The sequence below is a fragment of the Saccharothrix hoggarensis genome (genome assembly GCF_052936025.1).
The window spans coordinates 2,006,331-2,031,455 of record NZ_CP193624.1 but is presented as its reverse complement, the minus strand read 5'-3'; the positions used below and the strand labels follow the sequence as shown (position 1 = coordinate 2,031,455).

Genomic DNA, 25,125 nt, shown 5'->3' with positions numbered 1-25,125 from the left:
TGGTGGGTCCTGGTCAGGACGCGTCCTGGACGGCACGGGCGCTCGAAGGCGGTGGCTCGGCGTAGGCCCGCAGCAGGGAGTCGGGCTCCAGCCGGTACAGCGACTCCAAGCGGCGGCGGGCGTAGGGGCCCGGGTGTTGCCTGCCGTGTTCCCAACCCCGCACCGAGTCGGTGCTGGTGGCGCACCGCTGCGCCACTTGCGCCTGGGTCAGGCCGTTCCACTGCCGCAGCAGGCGCAGCACCTCCGACAAGTCGCCCTGCCGCCACGTCTCCGGCGAGAGGAACCCGGGTTTGCCGGCCCTGGCCGCTGTCGCCAGCGCGGACACCGACACCTCGTACAAGGCGGCCAACTGCCGGATGGCGGGCCAGGGGGGCACCGCCTCGCCCCGCTCCCAGCCGCGCAACGTGGTGCGCGAGACGCCGAGCAGGTCCGCGACCTTGGCCTGCGAGCAACCGGCCCGCGCGCGCAACCGGGCCAGGTCGCCGCTCAGCCGCACCACGGTCCGCGCGCCGCGTGGCGAGTCGCGCAACGCCCGAACCAGTTCCTCCGGCGTGACACCGAGGCACTCGGCGAGCGGGGCGAGCAGCCGTGCCGGCAGCCTGCTGCCGCCCCTCTCCCAGTTGTAGACCATCCTGACCGTGACGCCCAGGGCGTCCGCGATGTGCCTGGCGGGCACACCGCGGTCCCTGCGGAGTGCCCGCAGCCCACGTCCGGGCAGGGTGTCGTCGATGGACGGGTGTTCCGGTCCTTCGGCGAAGAACGCGGTCACCCGGTCCCGGTCCAGGCGGAGGACTTCCGCGAGCGCGGACGCCAGCACCGGGGCGGGTGTGCGCTGCCGGCGCTCCCAGCGCAACAGGCACGCCGGCGTGACCCCGATCCTCTCCGCCACCTCGCGCGACGTGAGGCCGAGGTGCAGCCGCACGGATCGCAACGAGGACGCGGTCGGCGCACCGATCTCCCTCGGGGGGTGCTCCCCGGAAACGGACACCATCGTCGCCGCCGTCAGTCGCCGCTGGAGAACGCCGCGTCGAAGGAAGCCGCGGGCGCGTCGAAGGCGTGCTTGCGCACGAACTCCAGCGCTTCGGGGGCGCCGAGCAGCCGGTCCATGCCGGCGTCTTCCCACTCGACGCTGATGGGTCCGTCGTAGCCGATGCTGTTGAGCATGCGGAAGGACCGCTCCCACGGCACGTCGCCGCGTCCGGTGGAGACGAAGTCCCAGCCGCGGCGGGGGTCGGCCCACGGCAGGTGGGAGCCGAGGCGGCCGTTGCGCCCGTCGCCGACCTGGCGGCGGGCGTCCTTGCAGTCGACGTGGTAGATGCGGTCGCGGAAGTCCCACAGGAAGCCGACCGGGTCGAGGTCCTGCCACACGAAGTGCGACGGGTCCCAGTTGAGGCCGAACGCGGGACGGTGCCCGATCGCCTCCAACGCCCGGACGGTGGTCCAGTAGTCGTAGGCGATCTCGGACGGGTGCACCTCGTGCGCGAAGCGGACGCCGACCTCGTCGAACACGTCGAGGATCGGGTTCCAGCGGTCGGCGAAGTCGGCGTACCCGGCGTCGATCATCGAGGCCGGCACGGGCGGGAACATCGCGACCGTCTTCCAGATCGACGAGCCGGTGAAGCCGACGACGGTGCCCGCGCCGAGCCGTGCGGCGGCCCGCGCGGTCACCTTCATCTCCTCGGCCGCGCGCTGCCGCACGCCCTCCGGGTCTCCGTCGCCCCAGATGCGGGAGGACAGGATGCCCTTGTGCCGCTCGTCGATCGGGTCGTCGCAGACGGCCTGGCCGGTGAGATGGTTGGAGATCGTCCACACCTTGAGGTCGTGCTTGGCGAGGATCGCGAGGCGGTCGGCGACGTAGTCGTCGTCCTCGGCGGCTCGCCACGGGTCGAGGTGGTCGCCCCAGCAGGCGATCTCCAGGCCGTCGTAGCCCCACTCGCCCGCCAGGCGGGCGACTTCCTCGAACGGCAGGTCGGCCCACTGGCCGGTGAACAGCGTGATCGGACGTGCCATTGGTCTCTCCCAGTGCCGAAGGTCGTCAGACGGCGTGCCAGGTGCGGCTGGCGGAGCTGTCCTCGACGGCGGCCAGGACGCGCTGCACCTGCAGCCCGTCGGCGAACGTCGGGGTCGGGTCGGTGTCCGCGGCGATGGCGCGGACGAGGTCGACGGCCTGGTGGGTGAACGCGTGCTCGTAGCCCAGGCCGTGGCCGGCGGGCCACCAGGCGTCGACGTACGGGTGTTGCGGCTCGGTGACCACGATGCGGCGGAAGCCCGCCACCCCCGCGTCCTCGGTGCCGTCGAAGAAGTGCAGGACGTTCATGTCCTCGAAGTCGAACGCGAGGCTGCCGGCGGAGCCGTTGATCTCGATGCGGATGGCGTTCTTGCGGCCGTTGGCGAACCGGGTGGCCTCGAACGTGCCGAGCGCGCCGCCGGTGAACCGGGCCAGGAACAGCGCCGCGTCGTCCACCGTGACCGGACCGGTCCCGGCCGACGAGGCGGTGCCGGACAGGCCCGCGTGCTCGGCGGCCAGCGGGCGTTCGGTCACGAAGGTCTGCAGCGTCCCGGACACCTCGTGGATGGTGTCGCCGAGGATGAACTGGGCGGCGTCGACGATGTGCGCGCCGATGTCGCCCAGCGCGCCCGATCCCGCCTTCTCCTTCTGCAACCGCCAGGACAGCGGCGCGGCGGGGTCGACGATCCAGTCCTGGAGGTACTGCGCCCGCACGTGGTGGATCCGACCCAACCGGCCCTGCGCGACCAGGTCCCTGGCCAGCGAGATCGCCGGCACGCGCCGGTAGGTGAACCCCACCATCGCTCGCACGCCCTGTTCGGCCGCGCGTTCAGCGGCGTCGGCCATCACCTGCGCCTCCAGGACGCTGTTGGCCAGCGGCTTCTCGCACAGCACGTGCTTGCCCGCCTCCAGCGCGGCGACGGCGATCTCGGCGTGCGTGTCGCCCGGCGTGCAGATGTCGACCACCTGCACGTCGTCGCGGTCCAGCAGCGCCTTCCAGTCGGTCTCGGCGTGCGCCCAGCCGAGGCGGACGGCGGCCGCCTCGGTGCGCGCCCGGTCGCGGCCGCACACCACGGCCATCACCGGTCGCAGCGGAAGGTCGAAGAACCGGGGCGCGACCCGCCACGCCTGGGAGTGGGCGGCTCCCATGAACGAGTGGCCGACCATCGCCACGCCCAGCGCCGGTGTCGTCCCGTCGAGTGTCGTCACAGTGCTCTCCTCACAGCGGTCCGCTCACGCTCAGGACTCGAACGCGGTGGGCAGGTAGCGGTCGACGTTGTCCTTGGTGACGACCGGCGCGAACAGCTCGACCTGACGGGGCACCTCGACCTCGACCAGGTCGCCCAGGCTCTTGCCCTGCACGGCCAGGCGGGCCAGGCGGATGCCGTCGGCGCCCTGGGTGGACGGGTAGACGACGGTGGCCTTGTGCAGGCCGTTGTCGGCCTTGATCTCGCGCATCACGTTGGCCGACCCCGCCCCGCCGATCAGGAAGAACTCACCGCGGCCGGAGTTCTTGATGGCGGCGCTGACGCCGATGCCCTGGTCGTCGTCGTGGTTCCAGATCGCGTCGATGCGCGGCGCGGCCTGCAGCAGGTTCGCGGCGGCCCGCTCCCCGCTCTCCACGGTGAACTCGGCCGCGACCCGGTTGTCCACGTTCAGCCCGCACTCGCGCAGGGCGTCGGCGAAGCCCTTGCTGCGGTCCTGCGTCAACGGGAGCGAGTCGATGCCGGCGATCTCGGCGACGACGGCGTCGGGCTTGCCCTTCAGCTTCTCGCACACGTAGGTGCCCGCCGAGACGCCCATGCCGTAGTTGTCGCCCAGCACGGTCGAACGCGCGGCGAACGGGCTGTCGAACTCGCGGTCGACGTTGATCACCGTGATGCCGGCCTTCATCGCCTTGAGCGCCACCGGGGTCAGCGCCGCGCCGTCGAAGGGCAGCAGCACGATCGCGTCGACCTTGTCGTTGATGAACGTCTCGACCTGGCTGATCTGGAGGTTGACGTCGTTGGTGCCCTCGACGACCTTCAGCTCCACGTCGGAGTACTTCTCGGCCTCGGTCTTGGCGGCGTTGGAGATGGCCGCCATCCAGCCGTGGTCCGCGGCGGGCGCGGAGAACCCGATGACGACCTTCTCGCCGGGCTCGTCGTTGGCGACCCGGGCGCCGCCCTGATCGCCGCTGCCGGCAGCGGGAGCGGGGGTGTTGCCGGTGCACGCGGTGAGCAGCGCTCCCGCGGCGAGCACGGCGAGCAAGGAGGTGGTTCTGGTACGGGACATGGCGGTACTCCTGAAAGGTGGCGGCGGAGAGAGGGGGCGGAAGCGATGCGGTGCGGCGGTCAAGCGCCGCTGCGGCGGGCCAGTCGCTGTTGCAGCAGGACGGCGATGACGATGATCGCGCCCTTGGCGACGGCCTGCGCGGAGATCGAGAGGTTGTTGAGGGTGAACACGTTGGACAGCGTGGTGAAGATCAGGACACCGAACACGGTGCCCGCGATCGTGCCCCGCCCACCCGACAGCAGCGTGCCGCCGATGACGACCGCGGCGATGGCGTCGAGTTCGTAGAGGCCGCCGTGGGTGGAGCTGCCGGTGGTGGTGCGGGCGATGAGCATGACCGCGGCGATGCCGCAGCAGACGCCCAGCAACGTGTAGAGCAGCACGGTGTGCCGCCGCACGTTGATGCCGGCCAGCCGGGCGGCCTCGGGGTTGCCGCCCACGGCGTAGGTGCGGCGACCGAACGTCGTGCGGTTGAGCACCACCCACCCGATGACCGCGACCACGGCGAAGATGATGATCAGGACGGGCACGCCGAGCACCGAGGCGTCGAAGAACGCGGTGAAACCCGGCACGTCCACGATCTGCGTCTTGCGGTTGGACATGATCTCGGCCAGGCCCCGCGCGGCGGCGAGCATCGCCAGCGTCGCGATGAACGCCACGATCCGCCCGTAGGCGATGAGCAGGCCGTTGACCACGCCGCACCCGGCGCCGACGGCCAGTGCGGTGAACACCAGCGCCGACCAGTGGAAGTCCCGTGCCACGGTCTGGGTGGCCAGGGTGGTCGCCCACACCGAGGACAGCGCCACGATCGCGCCGACGGACAGGTCGATGCCCCCGCCGGTGATCACGAACGTCATGCCGATGCTGACCACGCCGATGACCGAGGCCAGACGCAGGATGGTGAGCAGGTTGTCCACGTGCGCGAACCGGTCGCCGGCGGTGATCACGCCGACCAGGCACAGCAGGACCAGGGCGACGACCAGGCCGGTGTTGCGGCCCGCGGCGGACCCGAGCAGCGCGCTCACCCCCCGTCTCGGGGCGCTCCCGGCGGGCGGTCCGCCGGTGCGGGGGGCGGTGGCGGTGGCGGTGTTCTTGTTCATGCGGCGCTTCCTTCCATGACCAGGTCCAAAACCCGGTGCTCGTCCAGCTCATCGGCCGGGCCTTCGTGGACCACGCGTCCTTCCCGCAGCACCAGGACGCGGTCGGACAGGCCGAGGACCTCTTCGACGTCGCTGGACACGACCAGCACGGCCACGCCCCGGTCGGCCAGGTCCCGGATCAGTTCGTAGATCTCGCTGCGCGCGCCGACGTCCACCCCGCGCGTCGGCTCGTCCAGCAGCAGCACCCGGCACTCGCGCAGCAACCACCGGGCCAGCACGACCTTCTGCTGGTTGCCGCCCGACAACGTGCGCACGGCACGGTCCACACCGGACGGACGCACGTCCAACGCCTCCACCAGCTCGGTGGAGCGAACACGTTCGGCGCCGTTGTCCAGGAACCCGAACCGGGCGAACGCGGGCAACGTGGAGACGGTGATGTTGCGGTAGACGGCCTGGTCGAGCAGCAGCCCCTGGCTCTTGCGCTCCTCCGGGCACAACCCGATCCCGGCGCGCACGGCGGCGCCCACCGAGCCGCGCCGCAGGCTCCTGCCGTCCACCTCGACCGTGCCCGAGGAGGACTTGCGGGCCCCGTACACGGTTTCCAGGATCTCCGAGCGCCCGGAACCCACCAGTCCCGCGATCCCGACCACCTCACCGGCGTGGACGGTGAGGTCCACCCCGGAGAACCGGCCCGACCCCGCCAGCCCGCGCACGGTCAGCACGGCGGGCGCGTCGGGAGCGGGCGGCTTGCGCTCGGGGAACACGTACTGCACGTCCCGGCCCGTCATGAGCTTGATCAACTCCGCCGTGCGCACCTCGCGGGCGGGAAGGCCGGTCGCGACGGTGCGGCCGTCCTTGAGGACGGTGACGCGGTCGCCGATCTCGCGGATCTCCTCCATGCGGTGGGAGATGTAGACGATGGCGACGCCCTGGGCGGTCAACTCCCGGATCACCCGGAACAGGGTCCGCACCTCGTCCTGGTCCAGCACGGCCGACGGCTCGTCCATGATCAGCAACCGGCTGTCCCGGGACAGCGCGCGGGCCATGCTGACGATCTGCTGGTTCGCCGCGGACAACCGGCCCACCTCGTGCTCCGGCGGGATGTCGGGGTGCCCGAGGAGTTCCAGCAGCGCACGGGTCCGCTGCCGCGCGACGCCCCGACGCGTGAACCCCGCGGTGGACAACTCATGGCCGAGGAAGACGTTGTCCGCGACCGACAGTCCGGCGACCAGGTCCAGCTCCTGGTGGATGGCCCCGATACCGGTGTCCATCGCGTCCTGCGGGCTACCGAACGAGACCACCTCGCCCCGCCAACGCAGCTCACCCTCGTCGGGGCGGTGCGAGCCCGCCAGCACCTTGATCAGAGTCGACTTGCCCGCGCCGTTCTGCCCGAGCAGGCAGTGCACCTCGCCCGCGCGGACGTCGAAGTCCACCCCGCCCAGCGCGGTGACGCCCGGAAAGCGCTTCACGACGTCCCGGACCGACAGCAGCGGGACCGCATCGGTCGTCATACCGTTTCCTCCTGTGCTACGTCCTCGTGGGCGACGCGGTCTCCACCGATCGGCTCGACGAGGGTGGGGTCCTGAAACACGCGGTCGAGCACCTGCGACGCCCCACCGCGCAGGGAACCGGAGAAGCCGAGCGTCGAGAACGCCACGCGCGTGCCACCCGCGTCGGCGGCGAAGACGTGCCGGCGCAACTCATCGCGCAGGGAACCGGCGATCCACGGCTGCAGGGCGGCGAAGTAGCCGCCCAGCACCAGCAGTTGCGGGTTGAAGACGTTGACCAGGATGCCCGCGCCGACCGCGAGCCAGTGGTCGATCTCGGCGATGGCGGACAGGACGCGTTCATCGCCCGACCGGGCGCGGCTGCCGATCTCGGCGAGCCGCTGCTCCACGTCCAGCGACGGGTCGCGCACCGGGTCGTGCTCCGACGCGGCGGCCGTCAGCAGGGCGTTGAGGCCGACCACCGCCTCCCAGCAGCCTTGGCGGCCACACCCGCAGAACGGGCCACCGGAACGCACCCTCATGTGCCCGACCTCGCCGGCGAACCCGAACGCGCCGCGCAGCAGCTGCCCGCCCGCGACGACGCCGCCGCCGACGCCCGCCGCGCCGGTGAGCAGGATCAGGTCCGCGCTGCGCTCCGGACCCTGGGCCTCGATCTCGGCCAGCGCGGCGAGGTTCGCCTCGTTGTCCAGCAGCACCGGGTAGGGCGGATCGCCCAGCAGCCTGCGGATCTCGGCGACGACCGCGACGTCGGCCCACCCGAGGTTCGGGGCCACTCGGAGGACACCGGTGTCGACCTCGACCAGGCCCGGGACGGCGATGGTCAGGCCGACCGGCCTGATGTCGGACTTCGCCAGGCCGCGCAGCACGGTGCCCAGCAGTCGCCCCAACCGGGACAGGACCAGGGCGGGCTCCACGTTGGCGGTGTCGAGCGCGAGCCGCTTCTCCGCCAGCACGCTCCCGCGCAGGCTGAGCACCAGCACCGACAGGTAGTCGATGTTGATCTCGGCGCCGACGGCGACCACGTGGTCCCCGTCGAGCTGGATGGACTGGCCCGGACGTCCGACGGTGGCCCGCTCCACCTCGCCCTCCCGGACGAGGCCCCGCTCGACCAGCTCGGCGACGAGGCTCGACACGGTCGCCTTGTTCAACCCGGTCTCCTCGGCGAGCCGCGCCCGGGACCGCGGACCGCGGTCCCGCAGGTGCGACAACACGACCGAGAGGTTGTGGCGGCGGACCGTGAGCTGGTCCGCGGTCGAGCTGCCCGCACGCAGACGGGTGGGCGTGCTCCTCATACCTCTCCTCGGGTTGGGGGCAGCCGTCACCGACTGCGGGATTACGTGGTCTTGCTTGGCGGGGGTGACCGCACCCCGCGCACGGCATCGCCGGCGTTGACGATCAGCCGGGCGGACCTGTCCGACCGGACTTGCCGGCGAGCTCCTCCATTCCGGTTACCGATGTGCTGCGCGCCACACCGTTCGTCTGTCGGATCAACAAACTAATGAGCGCTTTATGGGCGGTCAAGGGCAACCGGACCAGCCGACCGGTCAGTTCTGGAAGTGGACAGAAACCGTAAGCGGATCTCTCTACGCCACTGATCATCTCTTCGTGATCAGTGCGTCGATCATCGACCGGCGAATGATCTGCGCAGGTCACAGGTCATGAAGATCCATACGAGACGGACTACTGAATCGAAATAGCCGCACCGGACGCACGTTGTCGCAGGGCCCGCAAGCAAATCAAGAAATCTGGGAGCGCTCCCAATTCATTGTTGGATCTCCGCATAGCCGAATAGTCTTGCAACCTGTGCCCAAGCGGCCACAACGCGCAACTAAGTTCTGGCTTCACAACGCTCGACGACAAGCCGATCACCGCGTCCGGAGCCGCCGTTCCGGAGCCGGCGGCTCCGCTTTCCCTCACACTCGGTCCAAGGGCTCCATCCGGATGTCGCGGCGTTTCGGGTTCGCCCTCACGCTGGAGTCCCGCTCAGCGGTCGACTCGTCCGTCGGCGAGCGCGGAGCAGCACACCGGCTTCCTCGGCCCGATCGCGGATTCGGCGGCGCGAGGCCGGTCAGGTCACGACGCCGACGGGCTGGATCAGCAGGCATCGCGCTTCACCCGGTCGCTCGTCGGCGCCGCCGCGAGGTAGGCGCGCAGCAGGGAATCGTGCGGTAGCCGGTAGAGCCTCTCCAGGCGGTGGCACTGGGAGGGGCGCGGACGCTGCCTGGCGCGTTCCCAGCCCCGCACCGTGGCGGTGCTGGTGCCGCAGTGCTCGGCGACCTGGGCCTGGGTGAGGCCGTTCCACTGCCGGAGCACGCGCAACACCTCCGGCAGGTCTCCCGGCAACCAGTTCTCCGGGTCGAGGAACCTCGGCTTGCCCGCCTTGGCCGCCGCCGCGACGACGGCCAGCGGCGCCTGGTAGAGGGTCGCCATGAGCCGGATGGCCTGCCAGGGCGGCACCACCTCGCCGCGTTCCCAGCGGCGCAGGGTGGTGCGGGAGACGCCGAGCAGGTCGGCGACGCGGGCCTGGGAGAAGCCGGCCGTGTCGCGCAGCGACGCCAGTTCCCCGCGCAACCTGACGACGGTCCTGGTGTCCCGGCGTGCCGCTCGCAGCGCCTTGACCAGTTCCTCGATCCCCATCCCGAGGCACCGCGCCAGGGGTTCGAGCAGTCGCACGGGCAACCGGCTACCGCCGCGCTCCCAGTTGTAGACGGTCTGGACGGTGACCCGCAGCGCTTCGGCGATGCTCCGAGGCGGCACGCGCCGGTCCTTGCGCAGCGCGCGCAGCGCGTAGCCGGGCATCGTGTCGTCCATGAGCGGGTGCTCCGTGCCCTCGGCGAAGAAGGCTGCCGCCTGCTCCACCGGGAGTCGCAGCACGCCCGCCAGTGCCGCCACCAGCTCCGGCGACGGCGTGCGCTGGCGGCGTTCCCACCGCAGCAGGCACGCGGTGGTGACGCCCACCTGCTCGGCGACCGCGCGCGACGACAGGCCCAAGGCGAGCCGGACGGCCCGGAGCGAAGGGGGGACGGCTGCTCCGGGACCGTCCGGGTCGCGCGACTCCCCGCCGGTCACCACTGCTCGGACGCCACTGGTGTCGTCCCGGTGCGCGCGGCGAGCTCGAACTCGGCCACCGACCACGCGCCGGCCGTCGGGCCGGGCGAACCACCCGCCGCGGTGAGCGCCACCTCGTGCGAGCCGGATCGCCCGGTGAGCCGGTGCGCGGTCGCGCCGCGAGCGCGCGCCGGCACAGGCGTGCTTCTCATGTCACTCCTCGATCTCCGCGGAGAACCACGACCGCCAGGCCGCGACCGGGTGGAGGGGTGGCCCGCTCGGCGCGGGCCACCCCCGGTCCTCACTGGTGGGGCAGGGCGTCCGGGTTGTGCCCGGGCTGTCCGGTGTGGCGGCCGGTGGCCTCGACGTTGCCCGCGACGTCGATCGACCGGTACTCCAGGACGTCCACGCCGTTCGGCCGGAGCTTGATCTCCCCGCCCTGGTAGACCTGCCACGGACCGTTGGAGATCCGGTACTCGGTCTTGGCCACGCCGGAGGTGTCGTCCTCCGCCTCGAGCCGGACCCGCGAGGCCGCCGTGCCGCGCCGAGCGGACGTGACGGGCGCCGCGGTGTCGAGCCTCAGGTCGAGCACGCTCTCCGCCGAGGTGTTGCCGGCCGCGTCGGTCGCCCGCACGGCCACCCGGTGCGCCCCCGCGTCGGCGATGCTCACCGCGCCGGAGTAGGGCTGCCACGTCCCGTCGTCGACCTTGTACTCGACCGCGGGGTCGCCGGAGGCCCCGTCGACCGCCGAGGCCGACACCGACACCGCGCGCGTCCACCAGCCCTCGGACCCGGACGGCTCGTCCGCCCGCGCCGAGACCTCCGGCGCGGTCCGGTCGAGCCTGACCGTCACCGACTCCTCCCCGGACGTGTTGCCGGCGGTGTCCGAGGCGCGGAACGCCACCGCGCGGGCGCCGTCCTCGGTGATCGACAACGGCGCGGTGTACTCGCTCCAGCCGCCGTCACCGATCCGGTACTCCACGTACACCTGGCCCGGGCGGTCGTCGGTGGCCGTGGCGGTCACGGTCACCGGCCCGGTCCACCACCCGTTCGCGCCGGTGGGCGTTTCCGGGGTGGTCGCCACCGCCAGCTCCGGCGCGGTCCGGTCGCCGCCGCCGACCTTGAAGTGGTCGAAGCGCGCCGGCTTCGACGCGGTCTGCGGGCCGCCCAGTGCGAACAGGCCGATCTTCGCGCCGGCCGCGAGCGCGGTGTTGACCACGGGCTCCAGTGACGTCCAGGCCTGCCCGTCCGCGCTGTAGGAGCCGGTGTAGGTGTCCCCCGACTTGGTCAGCCGCAGGTGCCACACGCCCTGGTCGAGCGGGCCGGCGCCGGGTTGCGGCTGCCCGACCACGTCACCGCTCTCCGAGCGGAGCTCGATCCCCCGCTGCACGGCCGAGCCCGGCGCGTTCGTGGTGAGGTAATCGAGCTTGACGTAGTTGGCGTCGTCGACGTACGCCATCAACCCGGCCTGCTGGTACCGCTCGTCCAGGGCCGAGCCGTCCACCTTCGTCTCGATGGTCCAGTCGCCCTCCGGCGCGTCCTGGAGGATGAAGTTGGCCGGGGCGCCGTTGGGCGTGCCGTAGATGTCACCGGCGCCGGTGTCGATGCGCAGGCTGCCGTCGGCCAGCCCGACGCCGTTGGAGTCGCGCCGCACCACGGCGTTCCAGCGGCAGCCGTCGAGCGACGAACCGGAGAAGTCGTCGTTCGGGTCGACCACGGCGGTCGTGTCCGGGGTGATGGTGAACGTGTCGAACTGGGCCGTCACCACCGGGCGGTCGTCGTACCCGGCCAACGACAGCAGGCCGATCTTCGGGTGCGCGATGCCCGCGAGCGACTTGGTCTGCGGCATCGTGGTGAAGGTCTGGCCGTCCGCGCTGTAGGACGCGGTCAGGGTGCTGCCGTCGCTGGTGAACCTGACCCAGACGGTGTCGGGGTACTGCGCGCCCAGCGGCGCGGTGTTGGACTCGCCGACCTCGTTGGGTGAGCCGTTCTCCTCCCGGATGAACTGGAAGATGCGGCTCGCCGCGTCGTCACTGCCGGTGTTCCGCCCCTGCAGCACCATCTTCGCGTAGTTGTCGTCGTCGCCGTAGACGATCAGCCCCGCCTGCTGGTAGCCCCGCCGAGCGGGCAGCGTCAGCTTGGTGGTCGCCTCGAACGGCCCGGCCGGCAGGTCTTGGAGCACGATGTTCGGCGTGTTGCCGCCGGCGCCGTAGATGTCCGTGGACGACGCCGGGATCACCAGGTGCCCGTCGCGGACGGCGAGGTCCTGGTTCTCCCGCACGACCGTCGTCCACCGGCCCCGGTCCAGCGAGGTGCCGAGGAAGTCGTCCGACCGGCCGCCGAAGCAGTCCGTCGTCGAACGCTCGACCTTGATCTCCACGTCCTGGGTGGTGCTCGCGCCCCTGGCGTCGGTCGCGGTGACCTTCGCGCGGAACGTGCCGCCGGTGGCGTAGGTGTGGCTCGTGGTCGCCCCGGTGCCGGTGCCGCCGTCGCCGAACGTCCAGGCGTACTGGATGGGCTCGTCGCCCTCGGGGTCGGTGGCGGTCGCGGTGAAGTCGACCTTCAGCGGTGCGGTGCCCGACGTGGGGGTGGCGGTGACGGTGACCGCGGGCCGTCGGTTGTGCGTGACGCCCTGGCCGACGAACTCCACCCAGTTGATGTTCGCGAGGTAGCTGGTGGTGGTGCTGCCCTGCGGCCGGCGGGTGACGAAGTACAGCTTCGAGCCGGCCGGCGGGTTGTCGGCGAGCTCGGCGGTCACCGTGGTCCAGTTCTGCCAGCCACCGGTTCCGCCGAACGTCGCGGTCCCGGCGACCGGGCCGTCCGGCGCGCCCACCCTGATCTCGACCAGACCGCCGCCCGAACCCGAGGCGACGCGGAAGCGCACCTGGTCGATCCCGGTGAGGTTGGCCGGGGCGAGCGAGAAGTAGTCGCCGTCGGTGATGAAACCGATGTTCTGGCCGCCGCCGGTGTCGGTGGTGTTCTCCCGCTGCACACCGGCCGCGTCGTCACCGACGCCGCCGGGGGCTCGGCCGGACTCCTCGTAGAACTCCGCCTCCTTGTGCTTGGGCTGCAGGACGAGGATCGCCTCGCTGGTCAGCGGCGCCACGCCGGGCGCGCCCTTGTCGGTGTACTTCGCGGTGAGGACGCCGAAGATGTTGGCGCCGGCGTGGCCCTCGTCGCCGGACATGACGGCCAGGCCCTCGCAGCCGCGGTACTGCTCGTAGCCGTGGGCGTGCTCGTCGTGGCCCAGCGCCGGTTGGACGACCACGTTCTGGCAGTCGACCGTGCCGTCCTCCGCGTCGGTGACGGTGACGCGGTAGGACACCTGGTCGCCGAAGTCGATGAACCCGCCGTCGACCGGAGAGGTCAGCGTGATCACCGGGGCGGTGTTGCCGACGACGATGGAGACGTTGGCGGACGCGGACTTGCCGTCCGCGTCGGTCACGGTGAGGCGGGCGGTGTAGTTGCCGTTGGCCGTGTAGGTGTGGCTCGGGTTCGCCTCGGTGCTGTCGGTGGTGCCGTTGCCGTCGAAGTCCCACGCCACGGTGATCGCGGCGCCGTCCGGGTCGCGCGACTCCGACGAGTCGAACCGCACGGTCAGCGGCGCGTGCCCGGAGGTGCGGTCGGCCTTGGCCACCGCCACGGGGGCGCGGTTGCCGCGCACGTAGTCGATCCGGTAGAGGCCGCTGTCGGCGTTGTTGCCGCCGAAGCCGGAGCCCCACTCGATGATGTACAGCGCGCCGTCCGGGCCGAACTGCATGGCGTGCACGCGGTTGAAGCTCATCGCGGGCAGCATCCGGTTGATGTCGAACACGCTCGCGCCGTCCGGGGACAGCTGCAACGAGAACAGCCTGCCGTCGTTCCAGTCACCCCACATCGCCTTGCCGTCCCAGTAGGCCGGCCACTTGCGGTCCGAGACCAGGTCCGCGTCGTACCGGTAGGTGCCGCCCGCCATCGGCGCGCCGCCACCGCCGATCTCCGGGGTGCCGGTGGAGGACTTGCCCTGCCAGATCGGCGTGCCGATCGCCGCCGGGAGCTGGGTGATGCCGGTGTTGTTGGGCGAGTTGTTGACCGGGGCGGCGCAGTCGAACGCCGCGCCCGACACGCCGGTGGCGAAGTCGTGGTCGTGGTAGGGGGTGTTGGCGCCCACGCAGTAGGGCCAGCCGTAGAAGCCCGGCCGGTCGACGATGTTCCACTCAACCCGGCCGTCCGGCCCCCGCTGGGGGTTGGCGCCACCGGCGTCCGGGCCGTAGTCGGCGACCTGGAGCTTGTTGGTCAGCGGGTCCAGACCGATGCGGAAGGGGTTGCGGAAGCCCATCGCGTAGATCTCGGGACGGGTCTTCGCGGTGCCCGGCGGGAACATGTTGCCGGCGGGGACGGTGTAGGTGCCGTCCGGCTGCGGCGTGATCCGCAGGATCTTGCCGTTGAGGTTGTCGCTGTTGGCCGAGGAACGCTGGGCGTCCCACGCCGCGCGGTCCGGCCTCTCGTCGATCGGCGTGTAGCCGTCGGAGGCGAACGGGTTGGTGTTGTCGCCCGTGGTGATGAAGAGGTTGCCGTCGTTGTCGAACTCCATCGCGCCGCCGGCGTGGCAGCACTGGTCCCGTTGGGTGGTGATCTCCAGCAGCACCTTCTCGCTGCCCGCGGCGATCGTGTCGCCGGACAAGGTGAAGCGGGACACCCGGTCGATCGCCTGCGAGCCGGCGGGCGAGTAGTACAGGTACAGGTGGTTGTTCGTGGCGAAGCCCGGGTCCAGCGCCAGGCCGAGGAGGCCGAACTCCTGTCCGGTGTAGACCTGGAGGGACCCGGCGGTGACCACCGCGCCGTCCGTGCGGACGATCTTCACCGCGCCGTTCCGGTCGATGTAGAAGACCCGACCGTCCTGGGCGATGGCCAACTCCATCGGGTTGGCGGTGTTGTCGTCGAGGGCGACCTTGTCGAAGCTGTCGGTGCGCGTGGCCGAGCAGTCGGCGTCGACGACGCCCGCCGCCGTCTGCACGCCCTTGAGCAGGTGCTCGCGGAACGCGGGGTCGGCGTACGACTCGACGGTGTGGCCGAGACCGGTGTACCAGGACCGGCCGCCGTCGTAGTCCTGGCACCAGGCGATCGGGTGGCTGGTGCCCATCGCGCCGCCGCTGTAGCTGGTCTCGTCCAGCTCGGCCAGCACGTGCACCTTGGCCGTCGGGTCGGCGCGGAAGTCGTACCACTCGTCGAAGCGCTGCCACGACTGCGGCAGGTGCGCGGTGGAGGGGTGCGCGGGGTCGGTGACCTTGACCTTGGCGTTCTGCGGGTCCGGGTGACCGGCGAAGTACGCGCCCACCAGGTTCCCGTACCAGGCCCAGTCGTGCTCGGTGTCCGACGCGGCGTGCACGCCCGCGAACCCGCCACCGGCCTTGATGTAGCGCTCGAACGCCACCTGCTGGTCGACGCCCAGCACGTCACCGGTCGTCGAGAGGAACACGACCACCTCGTACTGGGCCAGGTTCGCCTCGGTGAAGGCGCCCGAGTCCTCCGTCGTGTCCACGGTGAAACCGTGGGTGGAGCCCAGTTCCCGCAGCGCGGCGACACCGGCGTCGATCGACGGGTGCCGGAAGCCCGCGGTCTTGGTGAACACCAGCGCCTTGAACGTCTCGTCACCGTGGCCGGGATGCGCCCGCGCCGGTATCGCCAGCGAGACGAGCGATCCCACCAGCGCCGCCACCACCACCGCGGACAGCCAGGAGCGTCGCCGTCGAATCCGGCCAGGTCTGGGTGAGTTCACCATTGAGCCCTCCGCACTACGAAGATCGAACGGTGGTCTGTACCACTCGGTTCGTCTGTCGAGGCAACAAACTAATGACCATTCTTGAAGGCGGTCAAGGTTACGGACAGGCGACAAGATGGCCAATCCTGGAACTGGCCAACAACCGTGAACAACCGATCTGCCAACCCTCGTCCACGCCTTTGAGAAGTGGTCGGTAAAGCTATGTTCGCGCTAACACGCCTGTGCACACGAATCGCCCAATGGGAGTAGTGCGGCTCGTGGCAGTCGGCGCTGCAGCACCGTGACCTGGACATACCTAAGAAGATGGTTGCCCACCGACTACTTCCGAAGATCACCGTGCCGCTGTGAGCGATAACTACTGTTGACGGCTCACGACAACCCTGGCTAGATTCGGACCAGCCTGCGAGCCAGCCATCAACGAAGAAGGTGGGTTTCTCGTGCTCATTGCGCCCAGGGAACCCGAATGGTCCATGTGAACAACGGGCATTCAGGGTAACCCATTCGCGCCCGCGTCGACGTCGCGGCGGCATTCCGACGCGGCACCACGGCGCGTCGAGTCCGGCCGTCTTCGAGCGCTTCGGGGCGGTCGCCTTCGCGAACAACGGTGGCTCCGACCAGGCCGTTCAGCCACACCTTCACTGTCCACACAGGACCGACCCGTACCTGTGCCGACCCGTCGGAGACGGCTCGGCCAGATCACGGCACCGCTGAAAGAGACCGCCGGCCGCTTACCGGCCGCACGGTCGGTCTGTCGTGTCCAGCTCCAGAATCGAGTGCTCCCATGCGGTTTCCCAGTCGATTGCTCTCGGTCGCCTCGGCCTTGGCGGTCACGGCGGCGTTGAGCGTCGCCCCCACCGCGCAAGCCGCTCCCTCCGCCACCCTCGACGTCGACGTCGCCCACACGACGTCGGCGGTGAACGACTACCAGTTCGGGCACATCGTGGAGGACATCAACCACTCCGTCGAAGGCGGCCTGAGCGCGAACGTGGTGCGCAACAGCACCATGAAGGAGAACGGCAACGCGAACCCGCCGTCGCACTGGTCCGCCGTGGGCGGGGGAACCATCAGCGGTGACGACGCGACGCCGTTGAACCCGGCCAATGCCCGTTCCTTGCGCATCGACGTCACGGACGACGACCCCGCGCAGCGGGCAGGAGCCGCGAACTCCGGCTTCTACGGCATCGGTGTCCGCCCGAACACGGCCTACCAGGTGTCCTTCTGGGCACGCGCGTCGGCCGGTCTGACCGGTCCGCTGACGTTGTCGCTGGAGTCGACCGCGGGCGCGGTGCACGCGGAGACCACCGTCACCGGGGTCGCGCCCGAGTGGCGTGAGTTCACCGCCACCCTGAACACCGGGGCGTCGGCCCCGGTCTCCACGGACAACAGGTTCGTCGTCACCACCACCGGGCACAACGCGGGCAAGTCGGTGTGGCTCAACGTGGTGCGGGTGCTCGGGCCGACGTTCGCGCCCACCGGCGGCATCCGCAAGGACCTCCAGCAGAAGCTCGCCGACACCAAGCCCGGCTTCATCCGGGTGCCCGGCGGCAACTACCTCGAAGGCGTCGTGCTGGAGAACCGCTTCAAGTGGAAGGAGACCATCGGCAAGGTCGAGGACCGGCCAGGCCACCAGAACGACGCCTGGGGCTACTGGTCCACCGACCAGTTCGGGCTGCTGAGCTACCTGGAGATGGCCGAGCAGGCCGGTGCCGAACCGATCCTCGGCGTCTTCGCCGGCTACACGCTCAACGGTCAGGCCGTGCCGCAGGACCAGCTCGCGCCGTACGTGCAGGAGGCGCTGGACCAGATCGAGTACGTCATCGGCGACGTCAGCACCCCGTGGGGGGCCAAGCGGGCCGAGGACGGGCACCCCGAACCCTTCCCGCTGAAGTACGTCGAGATCGGCAACGAGGACTGGTTCGACCCGACGCCCAGCTACAACACCTACCGCTACCCGATGTTCTACGACGCCATCAAGGCGCGGTACCCGCACCTGCAGATCATCGCGTCGATGGGGGTCACCTCCCGGCCGATGGACGTGATCGACGACCACTACTACAACGGGAATCCCGACGCCTTCGCCGCGCTGGGCAGCCGCTACGACAGCGCCGACCGCAACGGGCCGAAGGTCCTGGTCGGCGAGTACGGCGTCACGAACGGCAGCGGGTCCAACCCGACCGGCACGCTGTCGGGCGCGCTGGCCGAGGCGGTGTTCCTGGCCGGCACGGTCCGCAACTCGGACGTGGTGCTCGGCTCGGCCTACGCGCCCGCGCTGACCTCCGTCGACAAGTGGCAGTGGTCGTCGAACATGATCGGATTCAACGCGGTGTCGTCCTACGGCTCGCCGTCGTACCACGTGGTGAAGATGTTCGGCGAGGGCACCGGTGACCACGTCGTGCCCAGCACGCTGACCGGGACCAAGCTCGACCAGGTCGCCACGCGCGAGGCCGACGGCACGGTGTACCTCACGGTCGTCAACCGCCACGCGGCCCCCGTGGAGACTCAGGTCAACGTGAAGGGGGCGCGCACCGTCGGCTCCAAGGCCGCGGTGAAGACGCTGACCGGGGACCCGAACGCCCGCAACTCGATCACCGCGCCCGACACCGTGGCGCCGACCGAGTCCCAGGTCAAGGCCGGCCGCAGCTTCGTCCACACGTTCCCGGCCAACTCGATGACCGTGCTGACGCTGACGACCAAGAGCACCGCGTCGCCGCTCCTGGCCACGGACCGCAGCGTTTCGCTGCGCACCACGGCAGGGCCCGACCGGACCCTGACCCCCCGGGACGACCTCGCGGTCACGTCCCCGGTGACGGCCACCTCCGACAGCCCGACCAAGCTCGCCGCGACGTTCATCCTGCGGCGCGGCCTGGCCGACCCGAACTGCTACTCGTTCGAGTCCCGGCAGTCCCCCGGCCACTACCTGCGGGGCAGCCAGGCCAGGGTCCGCCAGGACGCGGGCGACGGCAGCACCGCGTTCGCCCAGGAGGCGACGTTCTGCGCGACCTACGGCAACAGCGGGAGCGAGGTGTCCTTCAGCTGGTACCCGGACCGAAACCGCTTCCTGCGCACCTACGACAACGAGGTCTGGCTGGCGGGCAACGGCGGGCCGCTGCCCTCGGACGACCCGGCGAACTGGGCCGCCGACACCACGTGGAGGATCGCCGACGGGTGGTGGCGCAGCCGCGCGGACGTGTCCCCGGGGCGCGTGTCGCTGAAGGTGGCCGGAACCTCGGACCAGTTCCTGCGGCACAGCTCGAACGCGGGGTTCGTCAGCGCCATCACCGGATCGTCGCCCGAGCTCGACAAGCAGGACGCGACGTTCGACATCGTGCCCGGCCACGCCGACTCGTCCTGCTACTCGTTGCGCTCGCGCAACTTCCCCGACCACTACCTGCGGCACCGGGGATTCCGCGTCGAGCTGGCCGCCAACGACGGCTCGCCGCTGTTCGGGGCCGACTCCACGTTCTGCGCCCAGCCCGGCAACGGGGGCGACGGCGTGTCGTGGCAGTCGATCAACTTCACCGACCGCTACCTCCGCGCCGTCGGCAACGAGGTCTGGATCTCCCACGGCAAGGGCGGACAGCACTACGACGACCCGAGCGGGTGGGGCCGGGACAGCACCTGGACGGTGAGCTCCCCGTGGGCGCCGTAGCACGAACCTGATCCCCGGAGGGGTGAGGTGCGGTCCGTTGCCGCACCTCACCCCTCCACTGCGGCGTGGTCCTCCGGTCCTCACAAGATCTCCTCGCGCTCGTGCACGACTCGGACGCCGCGCCAGGTCACGGGTAGAGGTTCAGCTCGGCGATGGACCACCAGTTGGCAGGCGCGCTGCCGCGTTGGTTGATGCCGAACAGCTGGTAGGACTGGCCGGCCGGGAGCGTGATGGTGGTGACCGGTCCGGTGCCGGAGCCGGAGGCGAGGACGGTCCAGGTCTGGCCGTCGTTCGAGCCGGTGACCTCCCAGATCCGGGGGTAGTCGCCGCTGGAGGCGCCGGCGTCGAGGACGACCTTGCGGACCTGGTGCGGCGCGCCGGTGTTCACGGCGAGGTACTGCATGGCGGAGGGCTGCTGGACGGCGCCGGACGACCAGCGGGTGCCGAGGTCTCCGTCGATGGCCGCGTTCGCGCTGCCGCCGGGCTCGGTGCTCGAGGCCCAGGCGTGCCAGCCGGCCCGGTTCAGCGGGCTGCCTGCCGTGTCGGTGAAGGTCATCGCGTCGAGGTTGACGCCGCTGTCACCCTGCTTCTGCTGGAGCCGCAGGAAGGACCCCGCCGGGATGTCGACGTCCACGGTCACGGTGCCGAACGCGTTCCAGGAGTACGTGGACGCGAACGGGATCTTGATCGGCTGGTCGTTGACGTAGAGGGTGATGGTGCCCGCCGCGGGGGCCGCGTACCGCAACGTCACCGACGTCGCCCTGGGCGCGTTGCGGAGCATCGCGCCGCTGAGGTAGGTGTTGACGTAGGCGAGCACGTTGCCACCCGAGGCGTTGCCGTCGGGCGCGACGCGGGCGCCGCCGGTCGGGACCCAGCTCTCGACCTCGATCGTGCCCGCCGGACGCGCCGGCGGCGCGGGATCGGTCGTGACGCCGCGCCTCGTGTAGCCGAGGGTCTGGAACAGCGTCGGAGAGGACTGCAACCACGTGCCGTTGGCCATCTCGGCCTTCCACCGGTCCGCGATGTAGGGGTTGTCCTGCACCCGCGAGTTGCCCCACACGGAACCGGAGCTGCTCTCCCACATCGGCTGCGCGTCCCAGTCGGTGTTGATGTAGGCGACGGCCTTGATGCTGGGGTTGTCGCGGATGAACCTGAAGAACCCCTCGTACCAGGACGACCACAGCGCGGCGCCGTCCTCGCGGTCGGTGCGACGTCCCTGCGGGGACACCTCCGCGATCATCACCGGCTTGTTGCCGTGCTCGGCGGCGAGGGCGACCATCCCGACGTCCCAGTTGCAGCCCCAGCACGAGAACCCGAACCAGTCGACGTAGTCGTCACCGGGGTACCAGTCCATCAACCGGTCGCCACCAGCGGCGGACGCCCAGACGGTGGCGAAGTTGGTGACGCCGTCCGCCTTCAAGCGGTCCACGATCCGCCGGAACGACGCGATGTAGAGCGCGGGGTCGTAGCCGTTCCACGGCCCGTTGAACTCGTAGCCGATCCGCAGGAAGATGGGGCGGTCCTGCTTGCGCATCCAGTCGCCCATGCGCTTGATGAGCGGGTCGTTGACGCCGTTCACCACGTTCGGCAGCTCGTTGACGAGGTCCAGCGAGAGGTGCAGCGCGGAGTTGTCGAAGGTCGGCGAGTTCATGAGACCCTGGGCGTGGGAGTCACCGGATCCCCAGTTGGACGGCTCCTCCAACCCGTCCAGACCGACGGTGTGCAGGCCCCACGACTCCCGCCCCACCTGGAAGTTGGTGTAGACGGTGACGCCACCGGGCACGATCCCCGTCGTGTCGACGTAGCCGTTCCGGTAGTGGGCGGTTCCACCGATGGCGCCCGCGTCCTGGCCGATGAACGAGATCACCTTGCCGGCGGGCGGCTCGAACTTCGCCGGGGTCGCCGCGTGGCCGGGGACGGCCGTGATCGCGCCACCGACGAGCGTTGCGCCGGCCAAGGCCATGGCCAGACTGCGTCGTCTGCTCACCTCGGATCCTCTCTGCTTGGGTACGGGCCTGTGCACGATATGAACGCCGTTCGCGAGGCCGAAGAGTTTTCGAAACGACGACTTAACCGGTTCGCCGCCTGTAGGTGATCGAGCACAGCGTGTGTGCGATTGACCAGCGCATAGCGGATGACACAGACTTGGGCACCGGCGCGGCCCGCCCCCTCGCACCGTCAGCGGCAGGGCGGCGGTGCGGATGCGGCGGCAGACCGACCACGGGTAAGGCGGAATGTCCAGCAGCAGACCGACGATGGCCGAGATCGCGAAGGAAGCGCAGGTCGCCGTCTCCACGGTCTCGAAGGTGCTCAACGGGCACACCGACGTCTCCGTCAAGACCCGGCAAGCGGTCGAACGCGTGATCGCCCGGCGCGGCTACCAACTGCCCCGCGCGGCCCGCAGCGGCCGCCGCCGGCGCATCGAGCTGGTCGACCTGGTCATCAACGAACTCGACAGCGTGTGGGGCCTGTCCATCCTGAACGCCGTCGAACAGGTGGTCGAGGAAGCCGGCCTGTGGCTCGTCGTCACCGCCCTGCACAACCGGCAGTCGCTCACCCGCCGCTGGGTCGAGTCGCTGCTCGCCCGCGGCTCCCGGGGCGTGATCCTGGTCCTGTCGGAACTCGGTGACCGCGACATCCAGGACCTGCGTCGGCGCAACCTGCCGTTCGTGGTGGTCGACGCGGTGGACCGGCCGCTGCCGGGCGTGCCGTCGATCGGCGTCACGAACCACGCCGGCGGCTACGCCGCGACCGAGCACCTCACCGCGCTGGGCCACCGGCGCATCGCCGTCATCGGCGGGCCCGAGCAGCTCCTGTGCACCCGGGCCCGCGTCGCCGGGTACCGCGCCGCGCTGGAGGCCGCCGGCATCCCGGTCGAGCGGCAGCTGATCCGGTACGGCAACTTCCACCGGGACGGCGGCCTGAGCGCCGCCGAAGCGCTGCTCGCGCTCCCCGACCGCCCGTCCGCGGTGTTCGCGGGCAGCGACCAGCACGCCGTCGGCGTCTACGAGGCGGCCCGGCGGGCCGGCCTGAGCGTCCCCGGCGACCTCAGCGTCGTGGGCTTCGACGACCTCGACTTCGCCGAGTGGACGGCGCCGCCGCTGACCACCGTCCGCCAGCCGCTGCACGAGATGGGCGCCACCGCCGCCCGCATGCTGCTGCGCGCCGTCAACGGCGAGCAGGTCGCGTCATCGCACGTCGAGCTGACCACCGAACTCGTCGTGCGGGAGAGCACCGGTCCGCCACCGCCGACGGCCGGTGGCACCCGGATGAGGTGAACGGGGAGGGCGGGTGGTCGACGTGTCGACCACCCGCCCTCCAGCGGGAACCGGCAGGGCGTCAGCCGGCGTCCAGGACGTCGCAGACCATGCGACGACCGGTGAGGTCGGTGGCGCAGACACCGAGGAACGCGCCGGTGAACCCCTCCACGGCGGTGCCCGTGCCGCCCGCGACGGCGGAGCGGGCGGCGTGCTCGTCGGACAGGGTGCTGGCGTCGAGCGACGGGCCGACGCGCTGCCACGGCCCGTCGAGCCGGGCGGCCGAGAAGCGCAGCTCGGTGCCCTCGACCTCGGCGCGCAGCCGGACAGGTCCAGCGTGCGGCCAGGGCACGACCGCGCCGGCCAGCGGGTCGGTGAGCGTGCCGTGGTCGCACGACAGCACCGTCAGGCAGCGACCGACCCGCTCGTCGTGGGTGAGCTGGAGCCAGTGCCACAGCGCCGAGTCGTAGTAGTGGATCAGGCCCGCCATCTGCTGGAAGTGCGTCGGCTCGGCCTCGATCGTGACGGTGAACGCCGTGGTCGTGGCCTGCTGGCGGCGGGCGAGCAGGCTCACGTCGTGCCGGCTGGCGGGCGACTGGTCGGCGCGCAAGCGCACCGCGCCGGGACGCTCGGTCACCGACAGCCACGACGGGTCGGGCGCGCGGCGCACGGTCTGCCACTCCGGGCCGAGGTCGGTGAGAGGGGCGGTCGCGGCTTCGGTCGGCGGGTAGTCCTCGGGCACGGGCACCGACGTGGCCGGCGTTCCCCCGACCACCCGCGGCCAGCCGTCCACCCAGTCCACGCGCTGGATCGCGGTCTCCCGGCCCAGCATGCAGTGCCCGGCGCCGTCGACCGGGCGGCCGACCAGGTGGGCGAGGAACCAGCGGTCGTCCTCGTCCGCGACCAGGCTGCCGTGTCCCGCCTTCCGCAGCTCCAGCCCGGGCCGTCCGGCGCTGGTCAGCATCGGCCCGGTCGGGTCGGCCGCGTAGGGTCCGGTCAGCGACCGCGACCGGGCGACCGTGACCGCGTGGTTCCAGCTCGTGCCGCCCTCGGCGACGACCAGGTAGAACCAGCCGTCGCGGTGGTACAGGTGCGGCCCCTCCGTCAAGCCGAGGTCCGTGCCGGTGAAGATCAGCTCCGGTTCGCCGACCAGGGTCCGGGTGGCCCGGTCGAACTCCTGGAGCAGGATGCCCGCGAACCGGAGGCGCCCCGGCCGGTGGTCCCACTGCATCGACAACAGCCACGACCTGCCGTCGTGGTGGAACAACGACGGGTCGAAGCCGCGCGAGTGCAGCGGCACCGGGTCGGACCACGGACCGTGCAACGACGACGACTGCACGTGGAAGTTCGGCGTGTCGTAGAAGCCGTCGACGTTGTAGCCCAGCACGTTGGTGTAGACGAGGTGGAAGACACCGTCCACCTGGGACAGGCAGGGCGCCCACACCCCGCCGGAGTCCGGGACGCCGCGCAGGTCCAGCTGCGCGTGCCGGGTCAGCGGGTGCGGCAGGCGCTCCCAGGTGACCAGGTCGGTGCTGCGGTGCAGCGCGACACCGGGGAACCACTGGAAGGTCGACGTCGCCACGACGAACGCGCCGTCCACGCGGATGATCGAGGGGTCGGGGTGGAAGCCGGGCAGCACCGGGTTGTGCGCCACCCGCAGGCCCGTGCGCGGGGTGGTGATCACGCGACCACGCTCCCCTGCGCCAGGCCCTGCCGCCAGTGGCGTTGCAGCAGCAGGAAGCAGACCACCAGCGGCAGCACGGCGAGGAACGCGCCGGTCACCACGAGGTGGAAGATGACCTGGTTGCCGACCTGCGGCTGGGTGTTCCAGTCCTGCAAGCCGAGGGTCAGCGGGAACAGCTCGCGCGAGTTGAGCATGACGAGCGGCAGGAAGAAGTTGTTCCAGATCGCCACGAACTGGAACAGGAACACCGTCACCAGGATCGGCGACATGATCCTCAGCACCACCGTGCGGAACACCCGCCACTCCGACGCGCCGTCCATCCGCGCGGCCTCCAGCACCTCGTCGGGCACCGAGGAGATCGCGTACAGGCGGCACAGGTAGACGCCCATCGGGGAGACCAGGCTGGGCAGCAGCACCGCCCACGGCGTGTTCTGCAACCCCACCTCGGACATGAGGAAGTACAGCGGCAGCGCCAACGCGGTCACCGGGACCAGCACCGCGCCGATGATCACCCACGAGATCAGGCCGGAGCCGCGGAAGGAGTACTTCGCCAGGGCGTAGCCGGCCATCGCGGCCAGCGCGGTCGCACCGAGCGCTCCCCCGCCCGCGTACAGCAGCGTGTTGGCCGTCCACCGCAGGTAGATGCCGTTCTCGTAGGACAAGGTCTGGCGGACGTTGTCCACCAGCGCGAACTTCTCCGGCAGGGCGAACCCGAACGTGGTGAACAGCTCGTCGCGTCCCTTGGTCGCCGAGATCACCAGCCACACCAGCGGCAGCACGAAGTAGGCGGAGGCGACCACGAGCACGACGTGCGCGGGCAGGGTCTTGAGCCTGGTCAT

General features: G+C 70.9%; 15 protein-coding genes. 2 read left to right on the top strand and 13 right to left on the bottom strand.

Going from position 1 to position 25,125, the window contains the following annotated elements; genetic code table 11:
• Positions 1-13 precede the first annotated feature (13 nt).
• The 10 genes from ACRAKH_RS09865 to ACRAKH_RS09820 all read right to left on the bottom strand — a co-directional run bounded on the left by ACRAKH_RS09865 (position 14) and on the right by ACRAKH_RS09820 (position 15,621).
• Complete coding sequence (locus ACRAKH_RS09865) at positions 14-922, bottom strand: helix-turn-helix domain-containing protein (RefSeq protein ID WP_380721251.1); 909 nt, start codon at positions 920-922, stop codon at positions 14-16.
• A gap of 80 nt (positions 923-1,002) precedes the next feature.
• Positions 1,003-2,010, bottom strand: a complete 1,008-nt coding sequence (locus tag ACRAKH_RS09860; RefSeq protein ID WP_380721238.1) for a sugar phosphate isomerase/epimerase family protein — start codon at positions 2,008-2,010, stop codon at positions 1,003-1,005.
• Positions 2,011-2,035: 25 nt separating this feature from the next.
• The gene (locus ACRAKH_RS09855) at positions 2,036-3,175 is read right to left on the bottom strand and encodes a Gfo/Idh/MocA family protein (protein WP_380721248.1); all 1,140 of its coding nucleotides are present in this window, start codon (positions 3,173-3,175) and stop codon (positions 2,036-2,038) included.
• A gap of 72 nt (positions 3,176-3,247) precedes the next feature.
• Positions 3,248-4,282: a substrate-binding domain-containing protein gene (locus ACRAKH_RS09850; protein ID WP_380721235.1), complete on the bottom strand. Its 1,035-nt coding sequence runs from the start codon at positions 4,280-4,282 to the stop codon at positions 3,248-3,250.
• 59 nt (positions 4,283-4,341) lie between these two features.
• On the bottom strand, positions 4,342-5,379 hold the full coding sequence (locus ACRAKH_RS09845; protein ID WP_380721232.1) for an ABC transporter permease: 1,038 nt from the start codon (positions 5,377-5,379) through the stop codon (positions 4,342-4,344).
• Complete coding sequence (locus tag ACRAKH_RS09840; RefSeq protein WP_380721229.1) at positions 5,376-6,890, bottom strand: sugar ABC transporter ATP-binding protein; 1,515 nt, start codon at positions 6,888-6,890, stop codon at positions 5,376-5,378. Before ACRAKH_RS09840 ends, ACRAKH_RS09845 begins: the two co-directional genes overlap by 4 nt.
• Positions 6,887-8,179: an ROK family transcriptional regulator gene (locus tag ACRAKH_RS09835; RefSeq protein ID WP_380721226.1), complete on the bottom strand. Its 1,293-nt coding sequence runs from the start codon at positions 8,177-8,179 to the stop codon at positions 6,887-6,889. Before ACRAKH_RS09835 ends, ACRAKH_RS09840 begins: the two co-directional genes overlap by 4 nt.
• An 802-nt stretch (positions 8,180-8,981) precedes the next feature.
• Positions 8,982-9,956, bottom strand: coding sequence for a helix-turn-helix domain-containing protein (locus ACRAKH_RS09830; protein WP_380721223.1), 975 nt, complete (start codon positions 9,954-9,956; stop codon positions 8,982-8,984).
• Positions 9,953-10,147 (bottom strand): hypothetical protein, encoded by a 195-nt coding sequence (locus ACRAKH_RS09825; RefSeq protein ID WP_380721220.1) that lies wholly within the window; start codon positions 10,145-10,147, stop codon positions 9,953-9,955. Before ACRAKH_RS09825 ends, ACRAKH_RS09830 begins: the two co-directional genes overlap by 4 nt.
• An 89-nt stretch (positions 10,148-10,236) precedes the next feature.
• On the bottom strand, positions 10,237-15,621 hold the full coding sequence (locus ACRAKH_RS09820; protein WP_380721217.1) for a ThuA domain-containing protein: 5,385 nt from the start codon (positions 15,619-15,621) through the stop codon (positions 10,237-10,239).
• An 856-nt stretch (positions 15,622-16,477) separates the two neighbouring features.
• Here ACRAKH_RS09820 and ACRAKH_RS09815 point away from each other — a divergent pair.
• Positions 16,478-19,345: an AbfB domain-containing protein gene (locus tag ACRAKH_RS09815; RefSeq protein ID WP_380721214.1), complete on the top strand. Its 2,868-nt coding sequence runs from the start codon at positions 16,478-16,480 to the stop codon at positions 19,343-19,345.
• Positions 19,346-19,472: 127 nt separating this feature from the next.
• On the opposite strand, the gene ACRAKH_RS09810 is transcribed toward ACRAKH_RS09815, so the two are convergent.
• The gene (locus ACRAKH_RS09810) at positions 19,473-21,332 is read right to left on the bottom strand and encodes a discoidin domain-containing protein (protein WP_380721211.1); all 1,860 of its coding nucleotides are present in this window, start codon (positions 21,330-21,332) and stop codon (positions 19,473-19,475) included.
• A 247-nt stretch (positions 21,333-21,579) separates the two neighbouring features.
• On the opposite strand from ACRAKH_RS09810, the gene ACRAKH_RS09805 reads away from it, so the two are divergent.
• Positions 21,580-22,623 carry a LacI family DNA-binding transcriptional regulator gene (locus ACRAKH_RS09805; protein ID WP_380721208.1) on the top strand — a complete coding sequence of 348 codons (1,044 nt, stop codon included), beginning with the start codon at positions 21,580-21,582 and terminating at the stop codon, positions 22,621-22,623.
• A 61-nt stretch (positions 22,624-22,684) separates the two neighbouring features.
• Here ACRAKH_RS09805 and ACRAKH_RS09800 read toward each other — a convergent pair whose 3' ends face one another.
• Entirely contained in the window at positions 22,685-24,286 is a 1,602-nt protein-coding gene (locus tag ACRAKH_RS09800; protein ID WP_380721205.1) for a glycoside hydrolase family 43 protein, read from the bottom strand.
• The gene (locus ACRAKH_RS09795) at positions 24,283-25,125 is read right to left on the bottom strand and encodes a carbohydrate ABC transporter permease (protein ID WP_380721202.1); all 843 of its coding nucleotides are present in this window, start codon (positions 25,123-25,125) and stop codon (positions 24,283-24,285) included. The genes ACRAKH_RS09800 and ACRAKH_RS09795 overlap by 4 nt, the downstream gene beginning before the upstream one ends.

Bases quoted from the DNA above. Each gene is read 5' to 3' on its own strand.
- ACRAKH_RS09860 (WP_380721238.1), bottom strand. From the start codon at position 2,010: ATGGCACGTCCGATCACGCTGTTCACCGGCCAGTGGGCCGACCTGCCG.
- ACRAKH_RS09855 (WP_380721248.1), bottom strand. From the start codon at position 3,175: ATGGTCGGCCACTCGTTCATGGGAGCCGCCCACTCCCAGGCGTGGCGG.
- ACRAKH_RS09850 (WP_380721235.1), bottom strand. From the start codon at position 4,282: ATGTCCCGTACCAGAACCACCTCCTTGCTCGCCGTGCTCGCCGCGGGA.
- ACRAKH_RS09845 (WP_380721232.1), bottom strand. From the start codon at position 5,379: ATGAACAAGAACACCGCCACCGCCACCGCCCCCCGCACCGGCGGACCG.
- ACRAKH_RS09840 (WP_380721229.1), bottom strand. From the start codon at position 6,890: ATGACGACCGATGCGGTCCCGCTGCTGTCGGTCCGGGACGTCGTGAAG.
- ACRAKH_RS09835 (WP_380721226.1), bottom strand. From the start codon at position 8,179: ATGAGGAGCACGCCCACCCGTCTGCGTGCGGGCAGCTCGACCGCGGAC.
- ACRAKH_RS09825 (WP_380721220.1), bottom strand. From the start codon at position 10,147: ATGAGAAGCACGCCTGTGCCGGCGCGCGCTCGCGGCGCGACCGCGCAC.
- ACRAKH_RS09815 (WP_380721214.1), top strand. From the start codon at position 16,478: ATGCGGTTTCCCAGTCGATTGCTCTCGGTCGCCTCGGCCTTGGCGGTC.
- ACRAKH_RS09805 (WP_380721208.1), top strand. From the start codon at position 21,580: ATGTCCAGCAGCAGACCGACGATGGCCGAGATCGCGAAGGAAGCGCAG.
- ACRAKH_RS09795 (WP_380721202.1), bottom strand. From the start codon at position 25,125: ATGACCAGGCTCAAGACCCTGCCCGCGCACGTCGTGCTCGTGGTCGCC.